The 16,096-nt window shown below is 73.7% G+C and carries 16 protein-coding genes; all 16 read left to right on the top strand.

What is annotated here, in order from left to right:
- The first annotated feature begins 28 nt into the window (after nucleotides 1-28).
- The 16 genes from tilS (at nucleotide 29) to QFZ62_RS06390 (ending at nucleotide 15,980) form a co-directional block, all read left to right on the top strand.
- Nucleotides 29-1,054, top strand: coding sequence for a tRNA lysidine(34) synthetase TilS (gene tilS, locus QFZ62_RS06465; RefSeq protein ID WP_307503218.1), 1,026 nt, complete (start codon nucleotides 29-31; stop codon nucleotides 1,052-1,054).
- Between the two features lies 1 nt (nucleotide 1,055).
- The gene (gene hpt, locus QFZ62_RS06460; RefSeq protein ID WP_307503216.1) at nucleotides 1,056-1,607 is read left to right on the top strand and encodes a hypoxanthine phosphoribosyltransferase; all 552 of its coding nucleotides are present in this window, start codon (nucleotides 1,056-1,058) and stop codon (nucleotides 1,605-1,607) included.
- Between the two features lie 157 nt (nucleotides 1,608-1,764).
- Entirely contained in the window at nucleotides 1,765-3,765 is a 2,001-nt protein-coding gene (gene ftsH / locus QFZ62_RS06455; protein ID WP_307503213.1) for an ATP-dependent zinc metalloprotease FtsH, read from the top strand.
- A 4-nt stretch (nucleotides 3,766-3,769) separates the two neighbouring features.
- A complete protein-coding gene (gene folE / locus QFZ62_RS06450) occupies nucleotides 3,770-4,354 on the top strand; it encodes a GTP cyclohydrolase I (protein WP_307503210.1) in 585 nt (194 codons plus the stop codon).
- A 2-nt stretch (nucleotides 4,355-4,356) separates the two neighbouring features.
- Complete coding sequence (gene folP / locus QFZ62_RS06445) at nucleotides 4,357-5,229, top strand: dihydropteroate synthase (protein WP_307503207.1); 873 nt, start codon at nucleotides 4,357-4,359, stop codon at nucleotides 5,227-5,229.
- 4 nt (nucleotides 5,230-5,233) lie between these two features.
- Entirely contained in the window at nucleotides 5,234-5,944 is a 711-nt protein-coding gene (locus tag QFZ62_RS06440) for a DUF3592 domain-containing protein (protein WP_307503204.1), read from the top strand.
- Nucleotides 5,941-6,849 carry a 2-amino-4-hydroxy-6-hydroxymethyldihydropteridine diphosphokinase gene (gene folK, locus QFZ62_RS06435; protein WP_307503201.1) on the top strand — a complete coding sequence of 303 codons (909 nt, stop codon included), beginning with the start codon at nucleotides 5,941-5,943 and terminating at the stop codon, nucleotides 6,847-6,849. Before QFZ62_RS06440 ends, folK begins: the two co-directional genes overlap by 4 nt.
- Nucleotides 6,846-7,328 (top strand): DUF3180 domain-containing protein, encoded by a 483-nt coding sequence (locus QFZ62_RS06430; protein WP_307503198.1) that lies wholly within the window; start codon nucleotides 6,846-6,848, stop codon nucleotides 7,326-7,328. Before folK ends, QFZ62_RS06430 begins: the two co-directional genes overlap by 4 nt.
- Before the next feature lie 28 nt (nucleotides 7,329-7,356).
- Entirely contained in the window at nucleotides 7,357-7,845 is a 489-nt protein-coding gene (locus QFZ62_RS06425) for a PH domain-containing protein (protein WP_307503195.1), read from the top strand.
- Nucleotides 7,842-9,623, top strand: a complete 1,782-nt coding sequence (locus QFZ62_RS06420) for a PH domain-containing protein (RefSeq protein WP_307503192.1) — start codon at nucleotides 7,842-7,844, stop codon at nucleotides 9,621-9,623. The genes QFZ62_RS06425 and QFZ62_RS06420 overlap by 4 nt, the downstream gene beginning before the upstream one ends.
- Entirely contained in the window at nucleotides 9,620-10,381 is a 762-nt protein-coding gene (locus QFZ62_RS06415) for a Rossmann-like and DUF2520 domain-containing protein (protein ID WP_307503189.1), read from the top strand. Before QFZ62_RS06420 ends, QFZ62_RS06415 begins: the two co-directional genes overlap by 4 nt.
- Before the next feature lie 42 nt (nucleotides 10,382-10,423).
- Nucleotides 10,424-11,302: a pantoate--beta-alanine ligase gene (gene panC, locus QFZ62_RS06410; RefSeq protein ID WP_307503186.1), complete on the top strand. Its 879-nt coding sequence runs from the start codon at nucleotides 10,424-10,426 to the stop codon at nucleotides 11,300-11,302.
- Nucleotides 11,303-11,437: 135 nt separating this feature from the next.
- Nucleotides 11,438-12,973, top strand: coding sequence for a lysine--tRNA ligase (lysS, locus tag QFZ62_RS06405; RefSeq protein WP_307503184.1), 1,536 nt, complete (start codon nucleotides 11,438-11,440; stop codon nucleotides 12,971-12,973).
- A gap of 7 nt (nucleotides 12,974-12,980) precedes the next feature.
- Entirely contained in the window at nucleotides 12,981-13,106 is a 126-nt protein-coding gene (locus QFZ62_RS06400) for a hypothetical protein (RefSeq protein ID WP_268904803.1), read from the top strand.
- Between the two features lie 21 nt (nucleotides 13,107-13,127).
- A complete protein-coding gene (locus tag QFZ62_RS06395) occupies nucleotides 13,128-13,310 on the top strand; it encodes a hypothetical protein (protein WP_307503180.1) in 183 nt (60 codons plus the stop codon).
- A gap of 159 nt (nucleotides 13,311-13,469) precedes the next feature.
- Nucleotides 13,470-15,980, top strand: coding sequence for an ATP-dependent Clp protease ATP-binding subunit (locus tag QFZ62_RS06390; RefSeq protein WP_307503178.1), 2,511 nt, complete (start codon nucleotides 13,470-13,472; stop codon nucleotides 15,978-15,980).
- Nucleotides 15,981-16,096: the final 116 nt, after the last annotated feature.

Below are 16,096 nucleotides of genomic sequence, written 5' to 3'. Positions count from 1 at the left end.
GGGCGGATCGCTGCCATAACGTTAGTGGATGCCCTCCGAGCGCCCCCGTCTGACCCCCGCCGTCGCGGACCTCCGTCGGGCGGTGCGCGAGGCGCTCGCCGAGCTCCCCGGGCCGCCGGCCGGCCCCGTCCTCGTCGCGCTTTCGGGCGGCGCCGACTCCCTCGCCCTCGCCGCCGCGACCGGCTTCGAGGCGCCGCGCGCCGGCGTGGCGGCCGGGGCCGTCGTGGTCGACCACGGCCTCCAGGACGGATCCGCGGAGATCGCCGCCCGGGCCGCCGACGCCGCGCGCGCCCTCGGCCTCGCCCCCGTCGTCGTGACGCGCGTGCGGGTGGAGCCCGGCGCCGACGGCCCCGAGGCCGCCGCCCGCGCCGCCCGCTACGCCGCGTTCGACGACGCGCTCCGGACGACCGGATCCCGTGCGCTCCTCCTCGCCCACACCCTCGACGACCAGGCGGAGACCGTCCTGCTCGGGCTCGCCCGCGGGTCCGGCGCGACGAGCCTGCACGGGATGGCGCGCGCGACCCCGGCGCGCGCGGTGGACGCCGTCTACCTGCGGCCGCTCCTCGGGATCCGCGCCGCCGTCACGCGCGCCGCCTGCGCCGACCAGGGCCTCGACCCGTGGCAGGACCCGCACAACGCCGATCCCGCCTACCGCCGCGTGCGCGTCCGCCGCGACGTCCTCCCCGTGCTCGAGCGCGAGCTCGGCCCGGGCGTCGCCGAGGCGCTCGCCCGCACGGCCGACCAGCTGCGCGAGGACGACGACGCGCTGGAGCACTTCGCGGCCGAGATGATCGAGGAGATCGCCGACCACGCGGAGGCCGGCATCTCGCTCGAGGTGGCCTCGCTCCTCGCCGCGCCGCCCGCCCTCCGGCACCGGCTGATCCGCCTGGCCGCGCGCGAGGAGTTCGCGGCGCACCTCTCCCGTGCGCACGTCCTGGAGGTCGCACGGCTCGTGACCGACTGGCACGGGCAGGGACCGGTCGACCTGCCGGGCGTTAGGGTTCTACGCAGGGACGGACTCCTCGTCCTCAGCGCCAGGACGACGGAAGAGTGACATGAGATCCACCGACATCGCCGACGACCTGACCGAGGTCCTGCACACCGAGGAGGAGATCCACGGCCGCATCGCCGAGATGTGCCGCGAGATCGAGCGGGACTACGCGGGGGAGGAGCTCCTCCTCGTGGGCGTCCTCAAGGGCGCGGTCATGGTCATGGCCGACCTCGCGCGCGAGCTCGCGCTGCCGATCCACATGGACTGGATGGCGGTGAGCTCCTACGGCTCCGGCACGAGGTCGAGCGGCGTCGTCCGGATCCTCAAGGACCTCGACGCCGACCTGTCGGGCCGCCGCGTCCTCATCGTCGAGGACATCATCGACTCCGGCCTCACCCTCTCCTGGCTGCTCGCGAACCTGCGGTCGCGCGGGGCGGAGAGCGTCGAGGTGTGCGCGCTGCTCCGGAAGCCGGAGGCCGCGAAGATCGCGGTCGACGTCAAGTACGTGGGATTCGAGATCCCGAACGACTTCGTCGTCGGCTACGGGCTCGACTACGCGGAGCGGTACCGCAACCTCCGCGACGTCGCGGTCCTCGCGCCGCACGTCTACAGCTGACGCGCCCCGCTCCTCCCATCCCGCTGCGAGCCGCCGCTCGTTCGGCTGGCGGCGAACACCGCGGCGACGCTCAGACAGCCGCTTGTATCCTCGAGACATCTCGTCGCCGTACGGCGCGGCACGGGCAGAAAGGTGTCGGGCCCGCGCCCCTACGCTCATGAACTTCAAGAAACTCCTCCGCAGCCCGATCCTCATCGTCGTCCTCGCCATCGTCGTGGTGTCCGTGGGCTTCAGCCTCATCACCGGTTCCGGCTACCGCACCATCACCACGCAGCACGGCCTCGAGCTGATCCAGGACGGCAAGGTCGCCTCCGCCAAGATCATCGACGGCGAGCAGCGGGTCGACCTCACGCTCGCGTCGCCGGACGGCGAGAACGGCACCATGGTGCAGTTCAACTACGTGGCGCAGCGCGGAGGCGAGATCGTGTCGGCCATCACGGAGGCGAACCCCGCCGAGGGCTTCGACGACCAGGTGCCGCAGCCGAGCTGGCTCCTGTCGGCGTTCAGCATCCTGCTGCCGCTCCTCCTCATCGGCTTCTTCATCTGGATCATGTTCTCCGGCATGCAGGGCGGCGGGAACCGCGTCATGCAGTTCGGCAAGTCCAAGGCGAAGCTCGCCTCCAAGGACTCGCCGAAGGTGACGTTCGCCGACGTCGCCGGGTCGGACGAGGCCATCGAGGAGCTCGAGGAGATCAAGGACTTCCTCAAGGAGCCCGCGAAGTTCCAGGCCGTCGGCGCCCGCATCCCCAAGGGCGTGCTGCTCTACGGCCCTCCCGGCACCGGCAAGACCCTGCTCGCGCGCGCCGTCGCGGGCGAGGCGGGCGTGCCCTTCTACTCGATCTCCGGATCCGACTTCGTCGAGATGTTCGTGGGCGTGGGCGCGAGCCGCGTGCGCGACCTCTTCGAGCAGGCCAAGCAGAACGCGCCGGCCATCATCTTCGTCGACGAGATCGACGCGGTCGGCCGCCACCGCGGCGCCGGCGTCGGCGGCGGCAACGACGAGCGCGAGCAGACCCTCAACCAGCTCCTGGTGGAGATGGACGGCTTCGACGTCAAGACCAACGTCATCCTCATCGCGGCCACCAACCGTCCCGACGTGCTCGACCCCGCGCTCCTGCGCCCGGGCCGCTTCGACCGCCAGATCGGCGTCGACGCCCCGGACCTCCAGGGCCGCAAGCAGATCCTCGAGGTGCACGGGCGCGGCAAGCCGCTCGCCTCGGGCGTCGACCTCGAGGTCCTCGCGCGGAAGACCCCGGGCTTCACCGGTGCCGACCTCGCCAACGTCCTCAACGAGGCCGCGCTCCTCACGGCGCGCTCCAACGCGCAGCTCATCGACGACCGCGCGCTCGACGAGGCCGTCGACCGCGTCATGGCCGGGCCCCAGCGCCGCAGCCGCATCATGCGCGACCACGAGAAGCTCATCACCGCGTACCACGAGGGCGGCCACGCGCTCGCGGCGGCGGCCATGAACAACACCGACCCCGTCACGAAGGTCACGATCCTGCCGCGCGGCCGCGCCCTCGGCTACACGATGGTCCTGCCGCTCGAGGACAAGTACTCCGTCACGCGCAACGAGCTCCTCGACCAGCTCGCGTACGCCATGGGCGGCCGCGTCGCGGAGGAGATCGTCTTCCACGACCCCACCACGGGGGCGTCCAACGACATCGAGAAGGCCACGTCCACGGCCCGCCGCATGGTCACCGAGTACGGCATGAGCGCCAAGGTCGGATCCGTGAAGCTCGGCTCCAGCTCCGGCGAGCCCTTCCTCGGCCGCGACCTCGGCGGCAGCCGCGACTACTCGGAGGACATGGCCCTCACGGTCGACGCCGAGGTGCGCGCGCTCCTCGACGGCGCGCACGACGAGGCGTGGCAGGTCATCAACGACAACCGCGACGTGCTCGACCACCTCGCGACGGAGCTCCTCGAGAAGGAGACGCTCGACCACGACCAGCTCGCGGCGATCTTCGCGAACGTCCGGAAGCTGCCGCCGCGCCCCCAGTGGCTCTCGAGCGACAAGCGCCCGCTCTCCGACCTCCCGCCCGTGCCGATGCCGCAGAAGGCGCCCATCGACCAGGGCGTCGTCGACGGCGCGGTGGACTCCGAGCCGCCGGCCGGCAAGCCCAAGCGCTCGCCCTTCCCGCGCCCCGCGACGGCCTGACCCGATGGGCGTCGACAGGGCGCGCATCGAGGCGGCCGTGGCCGAGCTGATCCTCGCCATCGGCGAGGACCCGGCGCGGGAGGGCCTCCGCACCACCCCCGCGCGGGTCGCGGAGGCGTACGGCGAGTTCTTCGCGGGCGTCGGGGCGGATCCGCTCCGGCACCTGCGCGAGACGTTCCCGCTCCCGGAGACGGACGCGGCGCCGCAGCCCGTCATCGTCACCGGCATCGCGTTCCGGTCCATCTGCGAGCACCACCTGCTGCCCTTCACGGGCGTCGCGCACCTGGCCTACGTGCCCAGGGAGCGGATCGTCGGCCTCGGTCGGCTGCCGCGCGTGGTCGACGACCTGGCCTCCCGCCCGCAGATGCAGGAGCGGCTCGGCGAGCAGATCGCGGAGACGCTCGAGCAGGGGCTCGACGCGCGCGGCGTCGCCGTGATCCTCGACGCGACCCACGGCTGCGTCACCTCGCGAGGCACCCGGCAGGCGGGCAGCACCACCATCACCATCGCGGCCCGCGGGTCGCTCGCGGAGCCGTCCGCGCGCGCCGAGGTCCTCGCCCTGCTGCCGGCCGTCGGCGGCCGGGGCTGACCGTGGCCGTGCCTCCGCCCCGCACGCTCGTGATGGGCATCCTCAACGCGACGCCCGACTCCTTCAGCGACGGCGGGCGGCACCTCGCGCTCGAGGACGCGCTCGCCCACGCGCGGCGGATGCTCGCGGCCGGGGCCGACCTCGTCGACGTGGGCGGCGAGTCCACGCGGCCGGGCGCGCAGCGGGTCGACGCCGCCGAGGAGCTGGCGCGCGTGCTGCCGGTCGTCCGGGAGCTCGCCGCGGAGGGCATCGCCGTGAGCGTCGACACCATGCGCGCCGCGACCGCCGAGGCCTGCGTGGCGGCCGGCGCGCGGATCGTCAACGACGTGTCCGGCGGCCTCGCGGATCCCCGCATGGCGGCCGTGGTGGCGGGCGCCGGCGTCGACTACGTGGCCATGCACTGGCGCGGCCACAGCGACACCATGGCCACGCGCGCCACGTACGCCGACGCGGTGGGCGAGGTGCGGCACGAGCTGCGCGCGCGCATCGACGCGCTCGTGGCGGCGGGCGTGGACCCGGCGCGCCTCGTGCTCGACCCCGGTCTCGGGTTCGCGAAGCACGCCGCCCACGACTGGCAGCTCCTCGGATCGCTCGACGCGGTGACGGACCTCGGCCACCGCGTGCTGGTGGGCGCCTCCCGCAAGCGCTTCCTCGGGCGCCTGCTGCCGGAGGGCGCGCCCGTCGAGGACCGCGACGTGCCGACGGCCGTCGTCAGCGCCCTCGCGGCGCGCGCCGGGGCCTGGGCCGTGCGCGTGCACGACGTCGCGTCCACCCGGGCCGCGCTGGCGGTCGAGGCGGCGTGGGCGCGCGGCCGCGCCGAGGCGATCGCCGCCGCGTCCGCCGGGCCGGCGGCCGTCGCCGGTCTGTCAGAGTAGGAGCATGAGCGCCGTGAGCCAGGACCGTGTCGTCGTCTCCCCGCAGGCGGTGCTCGTGCGCATCGCGGTCGCCGCGCTCGTGGCGTCCGTCCTCCTCGGCGTCGGTCTGACCCTCGCGGCCGACGTGGCCGCGGGAGCGGGTGCGGGCGTCGTGGTCGCCAAGGCCGTCGCGGTCGTGCTGGGGCTCGTCGGATCCCTCGGCGCCGTCTACGCGTCCGTCGTGCTGCTGTCGCCCGTGCTCACCACCGTGGGCGCCGTGCTGTGGCCCACCGCCGTCGTGCTGCTCGGCGCCGCCCTCGGCATCGTGGGCGCCCTGCCGTTCTCCTCCGCCCCGGTCGAGGGCGACGCGTCGCATGCCGTCCTCGGCGTCGTGGCCGCCGTGCTCGCCGTGCTCGGGATCGCCGCCGCGGTGGCCTGGGCCGTGGTCCAGCGCCGCGTGACCCGGCTCGCCGCCACCGCCCGCCGCGTCACCGAGACCGGACGCCGCACCTCCGCGATCGTCACGGCCGTGCAGCGGCTCGACGGGTCCGGCGACGCCGTCCGCGCGCGCCTCACGGTCGCCTTCACCGACGCCGACGGCCGCGACCACCACGTCACGCGCACGGTCACCACGGCCGACCGCCTGCTGCCGTCCGTCGGCGGGAAGCTGCCGCTCTGGTACGACCCGGCCGACCCGGGCGACCTCCCGTCCATCGTCGTGGGCCGCTCGTGGTGACCTTCGCCCCGCGCGACCGCATCCTCCTCACCGGGCTGCGCGTCCACGCCCACCACGGCGTGTTCGCGGCCGAGCGCCGCGACGGCCAGCCGTTCGTGATCGACCTCGAGGTGGCGCTCGACCTCGCGCCCGCGGGCGGCAGCGACGAGCTGGCCCGCACGCTGCACTACGGCGAGCTCGCCGAGGAGGTCGCCGCGGCCGCCGAGCGGGATCCCGTCGACCTCATCGAGACGCTCGCCGAGCGCGTGGCCGGCGTGGTGCTCGCCCATCGCGTCGCGCGCTCCGTGCGCGTCACGGTCCACAAGCCGGACGCGCCCATCGCCGTGCCCTTCGACGACGTGGCCGTGGTGATCGAGCGCGCGTCGACCCTCCCCGCCCCCGGCGCGACCGTGCGCGCGGTCGTGGCCGTGGGATCCAACCTCGGCGACCGGCGGGCGACCATCGAGCGCGCCCTCGAGCTCGTCGACCGCGTGCCCGGCCTCCGCGTCGTGCGCGCCTCCGATCTCGTGGAGTCCGTCGCCGTGACGCCCGCGGGGGAGGACCCGACGAAGCCCGGCTACCTCAACGGCGTCGCGCTGGTGGACGCGGCCATCGGACCGCACGCGCTCCTCGACGCCCTCGCCGCGATCGAGCGCGACCTCGGCCGCGTCCGCGCCGAGCGCTGGGGCGACCGCACGATCGACCTCGACGTCGTCGCGTACGGCGACGCGCGGATCCACGACGACCGGCTCACGCTGCCGCACCCGCGCGCGGCCGAGCGCGCCTTCGTGCTGGGTCCCTGGCTGCGGGCGGACCCCGACGCCGAGCTGCCCGGCCACGGCCGCGTCGACGCGCTGCTCGCCGCCCTCGAGGGCGCCGACGCGGCCGCTGCCGCCGACGCCGCGTCCCCGGAGGCCGGCCGATGACCCGCACGCGCACCACGACCCTCATCGCCCTCCTCATCGCGGGCGCCGCCGTCGGCTGGTTCGCCGAGAACGCGCTCGTCATGAGCGGTCGGCCGCTCCTCGTCCCGCCGCTGACGCTCGGCGCGACCCTCCTCATCGTCGGGATCGTGCTGCTGGCCCTCGCCCGGCCCATCCGCCGCTCCACGCTCGGCCGGACCCCCGGTCGCGTCGACCCGTTCCGCGCCACCCGGGTGGTGCTGCTGGCCAAGGCGTCGGCGCTCGCGGGGGCGCTGCTCGCGGGGGTCACCGGAGGCGTGCTCGCCTTCCTGCTGGCGCGGCCCGTGCTGCCCGGCGCGTCCTCCGTCGGGCTCGCCGTGGCCGGTACGGTGGGAGCCGTCGTCCTCCTCGTCGCCGGGCTGGTCGCCGAGCACTGGTGCACGGTCCCGCCCGACGACCGGGACGGCCCGCGCCCCGGCGATCCGGCGCGCGAGCTCTCGTAGTCCGCCGCAGCACCAGCCGAGGAGCACCGTGACCGCGAACGTCGACCCGCACGGCGTCCTGTGGCGCCGCGTCTCCCCGCGCCTCGTCGGCGTCGAGCTGGTGGGCGGCCTGATCACCGCACTCGTCCTCGGCGGCGTCGCCGCGTTCCTCGCCTCGGTCGAGGCGCCCGTCTGGCTGCCGGTCGTGCTGGGAGCGGCCGCGCTCGTCGAGCTCGTGGTGACCCTGGTCGTCGTCCCGCGCCGCGTGCGCGCCATGGGGTACCAGCTGCGCGAGGACGACCTCGTCTTCCGCCGCGGCATCATGTGGACCCGCATCGTCGCCGTGCCCTACGGCCGGATGCAGCTGGTCGACATCACGCGCGGCCCCGTCGGCCGCCTCCTCGGCCTCGCCGACCTCAAGCTCGTGACGGCCGCGGCGTCCGCGAGCATCCAGATCCCCGGCCTCACGGTCGAGGACGCCGAGGAGCTCCGCGACCACCTGGTGGCCCTGGCCGAGACGCGCCGGGCCGGGCTGTGACCGACCAGGCGCCCGAGGGTCCGCGGCCCGACGGCCCCGTGCCGGAGAGCGCGTCGCCCGCGGGCGATCCCGTCCGGGGCGCCGCGGACGTCCCCGCCGCCACCGTCCCCGCCGCCGAGGCGCGCGCCGCCGAGGAGCTCACCGACGGCGGCTGGCACCGGCTCCACCCCGCCACGCCCGTCCTCCGCGGCGGCGTCGTGTTCCTCGTCGCCATCGGCTTCCTCGTCTCGTCGCTCCGCGAGCAGCTCGTGGAGCGCTTCGTGCCCGGCCGGGAGCAGGGCGACGGGGAGGGCGACCTCCTCCCGTGGCTCGTCGAGTCCGGCAGCCTGGTCTGGGTCCTCCTCGCCCTCCTGGCGTTCACGCTCCTCGCGGTCGGCGTCTCCTACCTGTCGTGGCGCATGCACACGTTCCGCGTCACCGAGGAGACCGTCGAGGTGCGCAGCGGCATCCTGTCGCGCACGAACCGGCGGGCGCGGCTCGACCGGATCCAGGGCGTCAACATCACCCGGCCCCTCGTGGCGCGGCTGATCGGCGCGGCCAAGCTCGAGATCCAGGTCGCGGGGAACGACGCGAACCTCCCGCTGCAGTACCTCCGCTCGCGCGACGCCGACGCGTTCCGGCTGCGCGTCCTCCGCCTCGCGTCGGGTGCCCGCGCCGAGGCGGCCGGAGCCGCCCCCGCGGCCCCGGGCGCCGCCGCGCGCGGCTTCGTGGGCTCCCGGGTCGACGACTTCCTCGCGCCCGAGCTCGACCCCGACGCCGCACCGCCGCAGTCGGTCGTGCGGATCCCTCTCCCGCGCCTCGTCGGCGCCGTGCTCCTGTCCGCGCCCACCGTGCTGCTCGTGCTGTTCGTGGTGGTCGGCATCCCGCTCATCGTGCGCTTCGAGGCCTGGTACCTCCTCGTGCCGCTGCTGCCGACGCTCCTCGGCTCCGCCGGCTTCTTCGTCCGCCGCATCACCCGCTCGCTGCGCTACAGCGTCGCCGGCACGCCCGACGGGGTGCGCGTCGGCTTCGGCCTGCTCTCCACGAGCAATGACACGATCCCGCCGGGCCGGATCCACGCGGTCGAGGTCGTGCAGCCGCTCCTCTGGCGCGCGGCGGGCTGGTGGGAGATCCGCATCACGCGCGCCTCGCACTCCTCCGCGCCGGGCGCGGCCGGGCAGCAGAACACGTCGATCCTCCCGGTGGGAGACCGGGGCGACGTCGACCGCGTCCTCGGCCTCGTCCTCCCGCACCTGGTGGGGGAGGACGCCCTCGCGCTCATCGACACCGGCATGACCGGCCGCGGCGGCACGGACGACGGCTTCACCACCTCGCCGCGGCGGGCGCGCCTCCTCCGGCCCTTCTCCTGGCGCCGCACCGGCTTCGCGGTCGACGACTCGGCGTTCCTCGTGCGCCGCGGCGTGATCTGGCGCCGCCTCGTCGTGGTGCCGCACGCCCGCACGCAGGGCGTCGACCTCGGCCAGGGCCCGGTCGAGCGCCGGCTCGACCTCGTGTCCGTGCGCGCCGCCACGGTCGCCGGTCCCGTCGACACGCGCCTCGGGGCCATCGACCGCGCCACGGGCGTGGACCTCGCGACCCGCCTCGTCGCGGCCGCCGTGGCGTCCGCCCGCTCGGACACGTCGGCGCGCTGGGGCGCCGAGAGCGCGAGCTGGCCGGCGCCGGGGTCGGCACCCGAGTCCGCGATAGTCGCTCCCGATCCCGATCCCGATCCCGATCCCGATCCCGCTCCCGCCCCCGACGCCCCCCATCACCGCTCCACCCCGGAGGACCCCGCATGACCGTCCCGTCCCAGCGTTCCGGCCGCCTCGGCGTCGGGATCATCGGCGCGGGCCGCGTCGGCCCCGTCATCGGCATGGCCCTCGCGGGCGCCGGCCACGCCATCACGGGCATCTCCGCGGTCTCCGAGTCGAGCCGCGAGCGCGCGGAGGCGATGCTGCCGGACGTCCCCCTGCTCGAGATCCCCGAGATCGTGGAGCGCAGCGAGCTCGTGGTCCTCGCGGTCCCCGACGCCGAGCTGCCCGGCCTCGTCCAGGGCCTCGCCGCGACGGGGGCGTGGCAGGCGGGCCAGCTCGTGATGCACACGTCCGCCGCGCACGGGATCCAGGTGCTCGCCCCGGCGTTCGCCGCCGGCATCATCCCGCTCGCCATCCACCCGGCGATGTCGTTCACCGGCACGAGCATGGACCTGAGCCGCATGGTGGACAGCTGGTTCGCCGTGACCGCGCCCGCGCCCGTCCTCCCCATCGCGCAGGTGCTCGTGGTGGAGATGGGCGGGGAGCCCGTCGTGGTGGAGGAGCGGGACCGCGCCGCCTACGCGGAGGCCATCGCGACCGCCACCACCTTCTCCACCGCCATCGTCGACCAGGCCACCGGCCTCCTCGCGGGCATCGGCGTCGAGGAGCCCGGCCGCGTGCTCGGCCCGCTGATCCGCTCGGCCGTGGACGACGCGCTCCGCCGCTCCTCCCCGGCGGGCGGCGCGCGCCTCACCACACGGGACGTGCCCCTGCCGACGGACGAGGATCCCGACGCGCACTAACCTGGTGCGTCCGCGTCCCGAGCCCCGAGGAGCACCGAAGGCATGACGATCCCCGCGCCCACCGTCGTCACCGGCATCGCCGAGCTGCGCACCCGCGTCCGCGAGCACCGCGCAGCCCGCACCGCCGCCGGCGACGAGGCCGTCGTCGTCCTGGTGCCCACCATGGGCGCGCTGCACGAGGGCCACCTCGCCCACGCCCGCCGCGCCCGCGAGCTCGGCTCGCTCGTCGTGGTGTCGATCTTCGTCAACCCGCTGCAGTTCGGCGCCGGCGAGGACCTCGACGCCTACCCGCGCACGCTCGACGCCGACGTCGAGGCGCTCGCCGCGACGGGCGTCGACCTCGTCTTCGCGCCGTCCGCGGCCGAGATGTACCCGGACGGACCCGCGCGCACCCGCGTCACGGGCGGATCCGTCGCGCTCACGCTCGAGGGCCGCTCCCGCCCCGGCCACTTCGACGGCATGCTCACCGTCGTGGCGAAGCTCCTCCACATCGTCGCGCCCGACGTCGCCACGTTCGGCCGGAAGGACGCCCAGCAGCTGCACCTCGTCCGCCGCATGGTCCGGGACCTCGACCTCCCCGTGCGCATCGAGGCCCTCGAGACCGTGCGCGAGCCCGACGGCCTGGCGCTGTCGAGCCGCAACCGCTACCTCGACGACCGCGAGCGGCGTGCGGCGCGCGTCATCCCGGCCGCCCTGGAGGCCGCCGAGAGCGCCGGCTCCCGCGGCATCGACGCCGTCATCGCCGCCGCCCAGTCCGTCGTGATGGGGGAGCCCGCCGTCGCCCTCGACTACTTCCAGGTGGTGGACCCCACGACGTTCGAGTCGGTGGACGACGGCTTCCGCGGCGTCGCGCTCGCCGTCATCGCGGCCCGGGTCGGCAGCACGCGCCTCATCGACAACCAGGCCGTCGTCATCGCCTGACCCGCGTCCGACCCCGGGCGCCGGCGTCCCGGCATCCGCCCGCCCGGCGTCCCCGGGCCGCCGCCCGCACCTGCGAGAATCGTGGGGAGGCCGCTCGGCCGCACGCCCCTTCGACCCGCGAGGATCCGCCCGCACATGACCGACAGCCCGTCAACGCCCGCGACCACCCCGACGCCCGCCGCCGTGGAGGAGTCCGTCGAGGACATCGCCGAGCAGAAGGCCGTGCGCCTCGCCAAGCGCGCCCGCCTCGAGGCCCAGGGCGGCCCCGGCGACGGCGCGTACCCCGTGCACGTGCCCGTCACGACGACGATCCCGGCGGTCCGCGCGGAGTTCGGCCACCTCGAGCCCGGCGTGGAGACCGACCACGTGGTGGGCATCGCCGGCCGCGTCGTCCACTTCCGCAACACCGGCAAGCTCTGCTTCGCCACGCTCCAGGCGGGCGACGGCACGCGCATCCAGGCCATGATCTCGCTCGCCGAGGTCGGCGAGGACGCGCTCGCGGCCTGGAAGGAGCTCGTCGACCTGGGCGACCACGTCTTCGTCGCGGGCCGCGTCATCGCGAGCCGCAAGGGCGAGCTGTCGGTCATGGCCGCCGAGTGGCGCATCGCGTCGAAGGCGCTGCTGCCCCTGCCGAACCTGCACTCGGAGCTCTCCGACGAGACCCGGGTCCGCAGCCGCTACCTCGACCTCATCGTCCGCGACCAGGCCCGCAAGAACGTCCTCGACCGCGCGAAGGTCAACGCCTCCATGCGCGAGACGTTCCGCCAGCGCGGCTACGTCGAGGTGGAGACGCCCATGCTGCAGGTGATGCACGGCGGTGCCTCCGCGCGCCCCTTCGTCACGCACTCCAACGCCTTCGACACCGAGATGTACCTCCGCATCGCGCCCGAGCTGTACCTCAAGCGCGCGGTCGTCGGCGGCATCGACCGCGTCTTCGAGATCAACCGCAACTTCCGCAACGAGGGCGCCGACAGCACGCACAGCCCCGAGTTCGCGATGCTCGAGGCGTACGAGGCGTACGGCGACTACACCTCCATCGCCGAGCTCACGCAGACCCTCGTGCAGGACGCGGCGATGGCGGTCGCCGGCAGCCACGTGGTCACGTGGGCCGACGGCACGGAGTACGACCTCGGCGGCGAGTGGGACCGCATCTCGATGTACGGCTCCCTCAGCGAGGCGGCCGGCGTCGAGGTCACCCCCGCGACGACCGTCGACGAGCTCCAGGCGATCGCCGACCGCGAGGGCGTCGTCGTGCCGCTCAGCACGCACGGCAAGCTCGTCGAGGAGCTCTGGGAGCACTTCGTGAAGGGCGGCCTCGAGCGCCCCACCTTCGTCCTCGACTTCCCCGTGGAGACGTCGCCGCTCACGCGCGCGCACCGCTCCATCGAGGGCGTCGTCGAGAAGTGGGACCTCTACATCCGCGGCTTCGAGCTGGCCACCGGCTACTCCGAGCTCGTGGATCCTGTCGTGCAGCGCGAGCGCTTCGTCGACCAGGCCCGCCAGTCGGCGCGCGGCGACGACGAGGCCATGCCGCTCGACGAGGAGTTCCTCCGCGCGCTCGAGCACGGCATGCCGCCGTCGGGCGGCATGGGCATGGGGGTCGACCGGCTCCTCATGGCCATCACCGGCCTCGGCATCCGCGAGACCATCCTGTTCCCCCTAGTGAAGTAGGCACCGCATGCCCCTCGGCCCGAACGGCACCGACCCCAAGAAGCCCACCACCGCGCGCTACGCGCTGTGGATCATCGTGGGCGGCATCGCCGTCGCCTTCATCGTGCAGGGCCTCGTCGGCATCCTCACGTAGAGCGCGGCGTATCCTTCTCGCATGGATGCTTTCTGGGTGAGCGCGATCTGGTCGCTCCTCCCCACCCTCGGCGTGGGTCTGATCTTCTGGATCATCATGCGGGCGGTCATCCAGGCGGACAAGCAGGAGCGCGAGGCCTACGCCGCCATCGAGGCGAAGGAGCGCGCCCGCATGGGCATGCCCGCCGCCGACGCCGACCGGTAGCCCCACCGGCCCCGCGATCGGGCGTCCGTCACGGGCCGCATCCGCCGCCTCCCGCATCGCGTCACGCCCACGGCGAACAGGGGCATGCACTCGTCGGACCCGTCGTTACTCTCTACATATCGGCACCGGCCCCCTGCCCCGGTGCCCAGGGAGAAACAGATGTTCGAGAGATTCACCGACCGCGCTCGTCGCGTCGTCGTCCTGGCCCAAGAAGAGGCCAAGATGCTCAACCACAACTACATCGGGACCGAGCACATCCTGCTCGGCCTCATCCACGAGGGTGAAGGCGTGGCCGCCAAGGCCCTGGAGTCGCTCGGCATCTCCCTCGATGCCGTACGCGAACAGGTCCAGGACATCATCGGCCAGGGCCAGCAGCAGCCCACGGGTCACATCCCGTTCACGCCGCGCGCCAAGAAGGTCCTGGAGCTGTCGCTCCGCGAGGCTCTCCAGCTCGGCCACAACTACATCGGCACCGAGCACATCCTGCTCGGCCTGATCCGCGAGGGCGAGGGCGTCGCCGCCCAGGTGCTCGTGAAGCTCGGCGCCGACCTCAACCGCGTGCGCCAGCAGGTCATCCAGCTCCTGTCCGGTTACCAGGGCAAGGAGGCCGTCGCCGTCGGCGGCGAGCAGCAGCAGAGCCAGCAGGCCGGCTCCACGGTCCTCGACCAGTTCGGGCGCAACCTCACGCAGGCGGCGCGCGACGGCAAGCTCGACCCCGTCATCGGGCGCGAGAAGGAGATCGAGCGCGTGATGCAGATCCTGTCGCGCCGCTCGAAGAACAACCCCGTCCTCATCGGCGAGCCCGGCGTCGGCAAGACCGCCGTCGTCGAGGGCCTGGCGCAGGCCATCGTCAAGGGCGACGTCCCGGAGACGCTGAAGGACAAGCAGCTCTACACGCTCGACCTCGGCTCGCTCATCGCCGGGTCCCGCTACCGCGGCGACTTCGAGGAGCGCCTCAAGAAGGTCACCAAGGAGATCCGCACCCGCGGCGACATCATCACCTTCATCGACGAGATCCACACCCTCGTCGGCGCGGGTGCTGCCGAGGGCGCGATCGACGCGGCCAGCATCCTCAAGCCGCTCCTCGCGCGCGGCGAGCTGCAGACCATCGGCGCCACGACGCTCGACGAGTACCGCAAGCACTTCGAGAAGGACGCGGCCCTCGAGCGCCGCTTCCAGCCGATCCAGGTGCACGAGCCCTCGCTGCCCCACACGATCAACATCCTCAAGGGCCTGCGCGACAAGTACGAGGCGTTCCACAAGGTGTCCATCACCGACGGTGCCATCGTCTCGGCGGCGAACCTCGCCGACCGCTACATCGCGGACCGCTTCCTGCCGGACAAGGCCATCGACCTGATCGACGAGGCCGGCGCCCGCCTGCGCCTGTCGATCCTGTCGGCCCCGCCGGAGCTCCGCGAGTTCGACGAGCGCATCTCCGTGGTCCGCGTGGCCAAGGAGACGGCGATCGAGGACCAGGACTTCGAGAAGGCCGCGAGCCTGCGCGACGAGGAGAAGAACCTCCTCGGCGAGCGACTCCGCCTCGAGAAGCAGTGGCGCTCGGGCGACGTCCGCACCACGGCCGAGGTCGACGAGGGCCTGATCGCCGAGGTGCTGGCGCAGGCGACCGGCATCCCCGTGTTCAAGCTCACGGAGGAGGAGTCCTCGCGGCTCGTCTTCATGGAGAAGGCCCTGCACCAGCGGGTCATCGGCCAGGAGGAGGCCATCTCGGCCCTGTCCAAGACCATCCGCCGCACGCGCGCCGGACTCAAGGACCCCCGCCGCCCCTCGGGATCGTTCATCTTCGCCGGCCCCACGGGCGTCGGCAAGACGGAGCTCGCGAAGGCCCTGGCGGAGTTCCTCTTCGACGACGAGGACGCCCTCATCTCGCTCGACATGAGCGAGTACGGCGAGAAGCACACCGTGAGCCGCCTCTTCGGCGCCCCTCCCGGATTCGTCGGCTTCGAGGAGGGCGGCCAGCTCACCGAGAAGGTGCGCCGCAAGCCGTTCTCCGTGGTGCTCTTCGACGAGATCGAGAAGGCCCACCCGGACATCTTCAACTCGCTCCTCCAGATCCTGGAGGAGGGACGCCTGACGGATGGCCAGGGCCGCGTGGTCGACTTCAAGAACACGGTCATCATCATGACCACCAACCTCGGCACCAAGGACATCACGGGTGCCCCGGTCGGGTTCCAGGTCGAGAACAACGCCGCGAACTCCTATGAGCGCATGAAGGGCAAGGTCAGCGAGGAGCTGAAGAAGAACTTCAAGCCCGAGTTCCTCAACCGCGTGGACGACACCATCGTCTTCCCGCAGCTGTCGAAGCCCGAGCTGCTCCAGATCGTGGACCTGTTCGTGAAGCGCCTGTCGGACCGCATGATGGACCGCGACCTCACCATCACGCTCGAGACCGCCGCGAAGGAGCGCCTCATCGAGGTCGGCTTCGACCCGTCGCTCGGCGCCCGGCCGCTGCGCCGCGCCGTGCAGCACGAGATCGAGGACCGCCTGTCGGAGCGCATCCTGCAGGGCGAGCTCAACGCGGGCGACCACGTGCACGTGGACTACGTGGACGGCGTGTTCACGTTCCTCACCACGCAGCGCGAGGGGCTCACGGTCGGCGCCGGCATCGGCACCGGTCCGGCCACCCCGGACCTCGCCATCACCAGCGAGTAGCACCGGCACCACCACGACGGCCCGTCGTCCCCGAGAGGGGGCGGCGGGCCGTCGCCGTGTCCGGAGGCGGCCGATCCGCCGGGTCCCGGTGCCGCGCGCGCGGCGCGCGGGCCAGG

Source organism: Clavibacter sp. B3I6, assembly GCF_030816895.1.
In the GTDB taxonomy this organism is placed as follows: Bacteria; Actinomycetota; Actinomycetes; order Actinomycetales; family Microbacteriaceae; genus Clavibacter.
The sequence above is the reverse complement of the archived record's forward strand: the minus strand, read 5'-3'. Positions and strand labels throughout refer to the sequence as shown.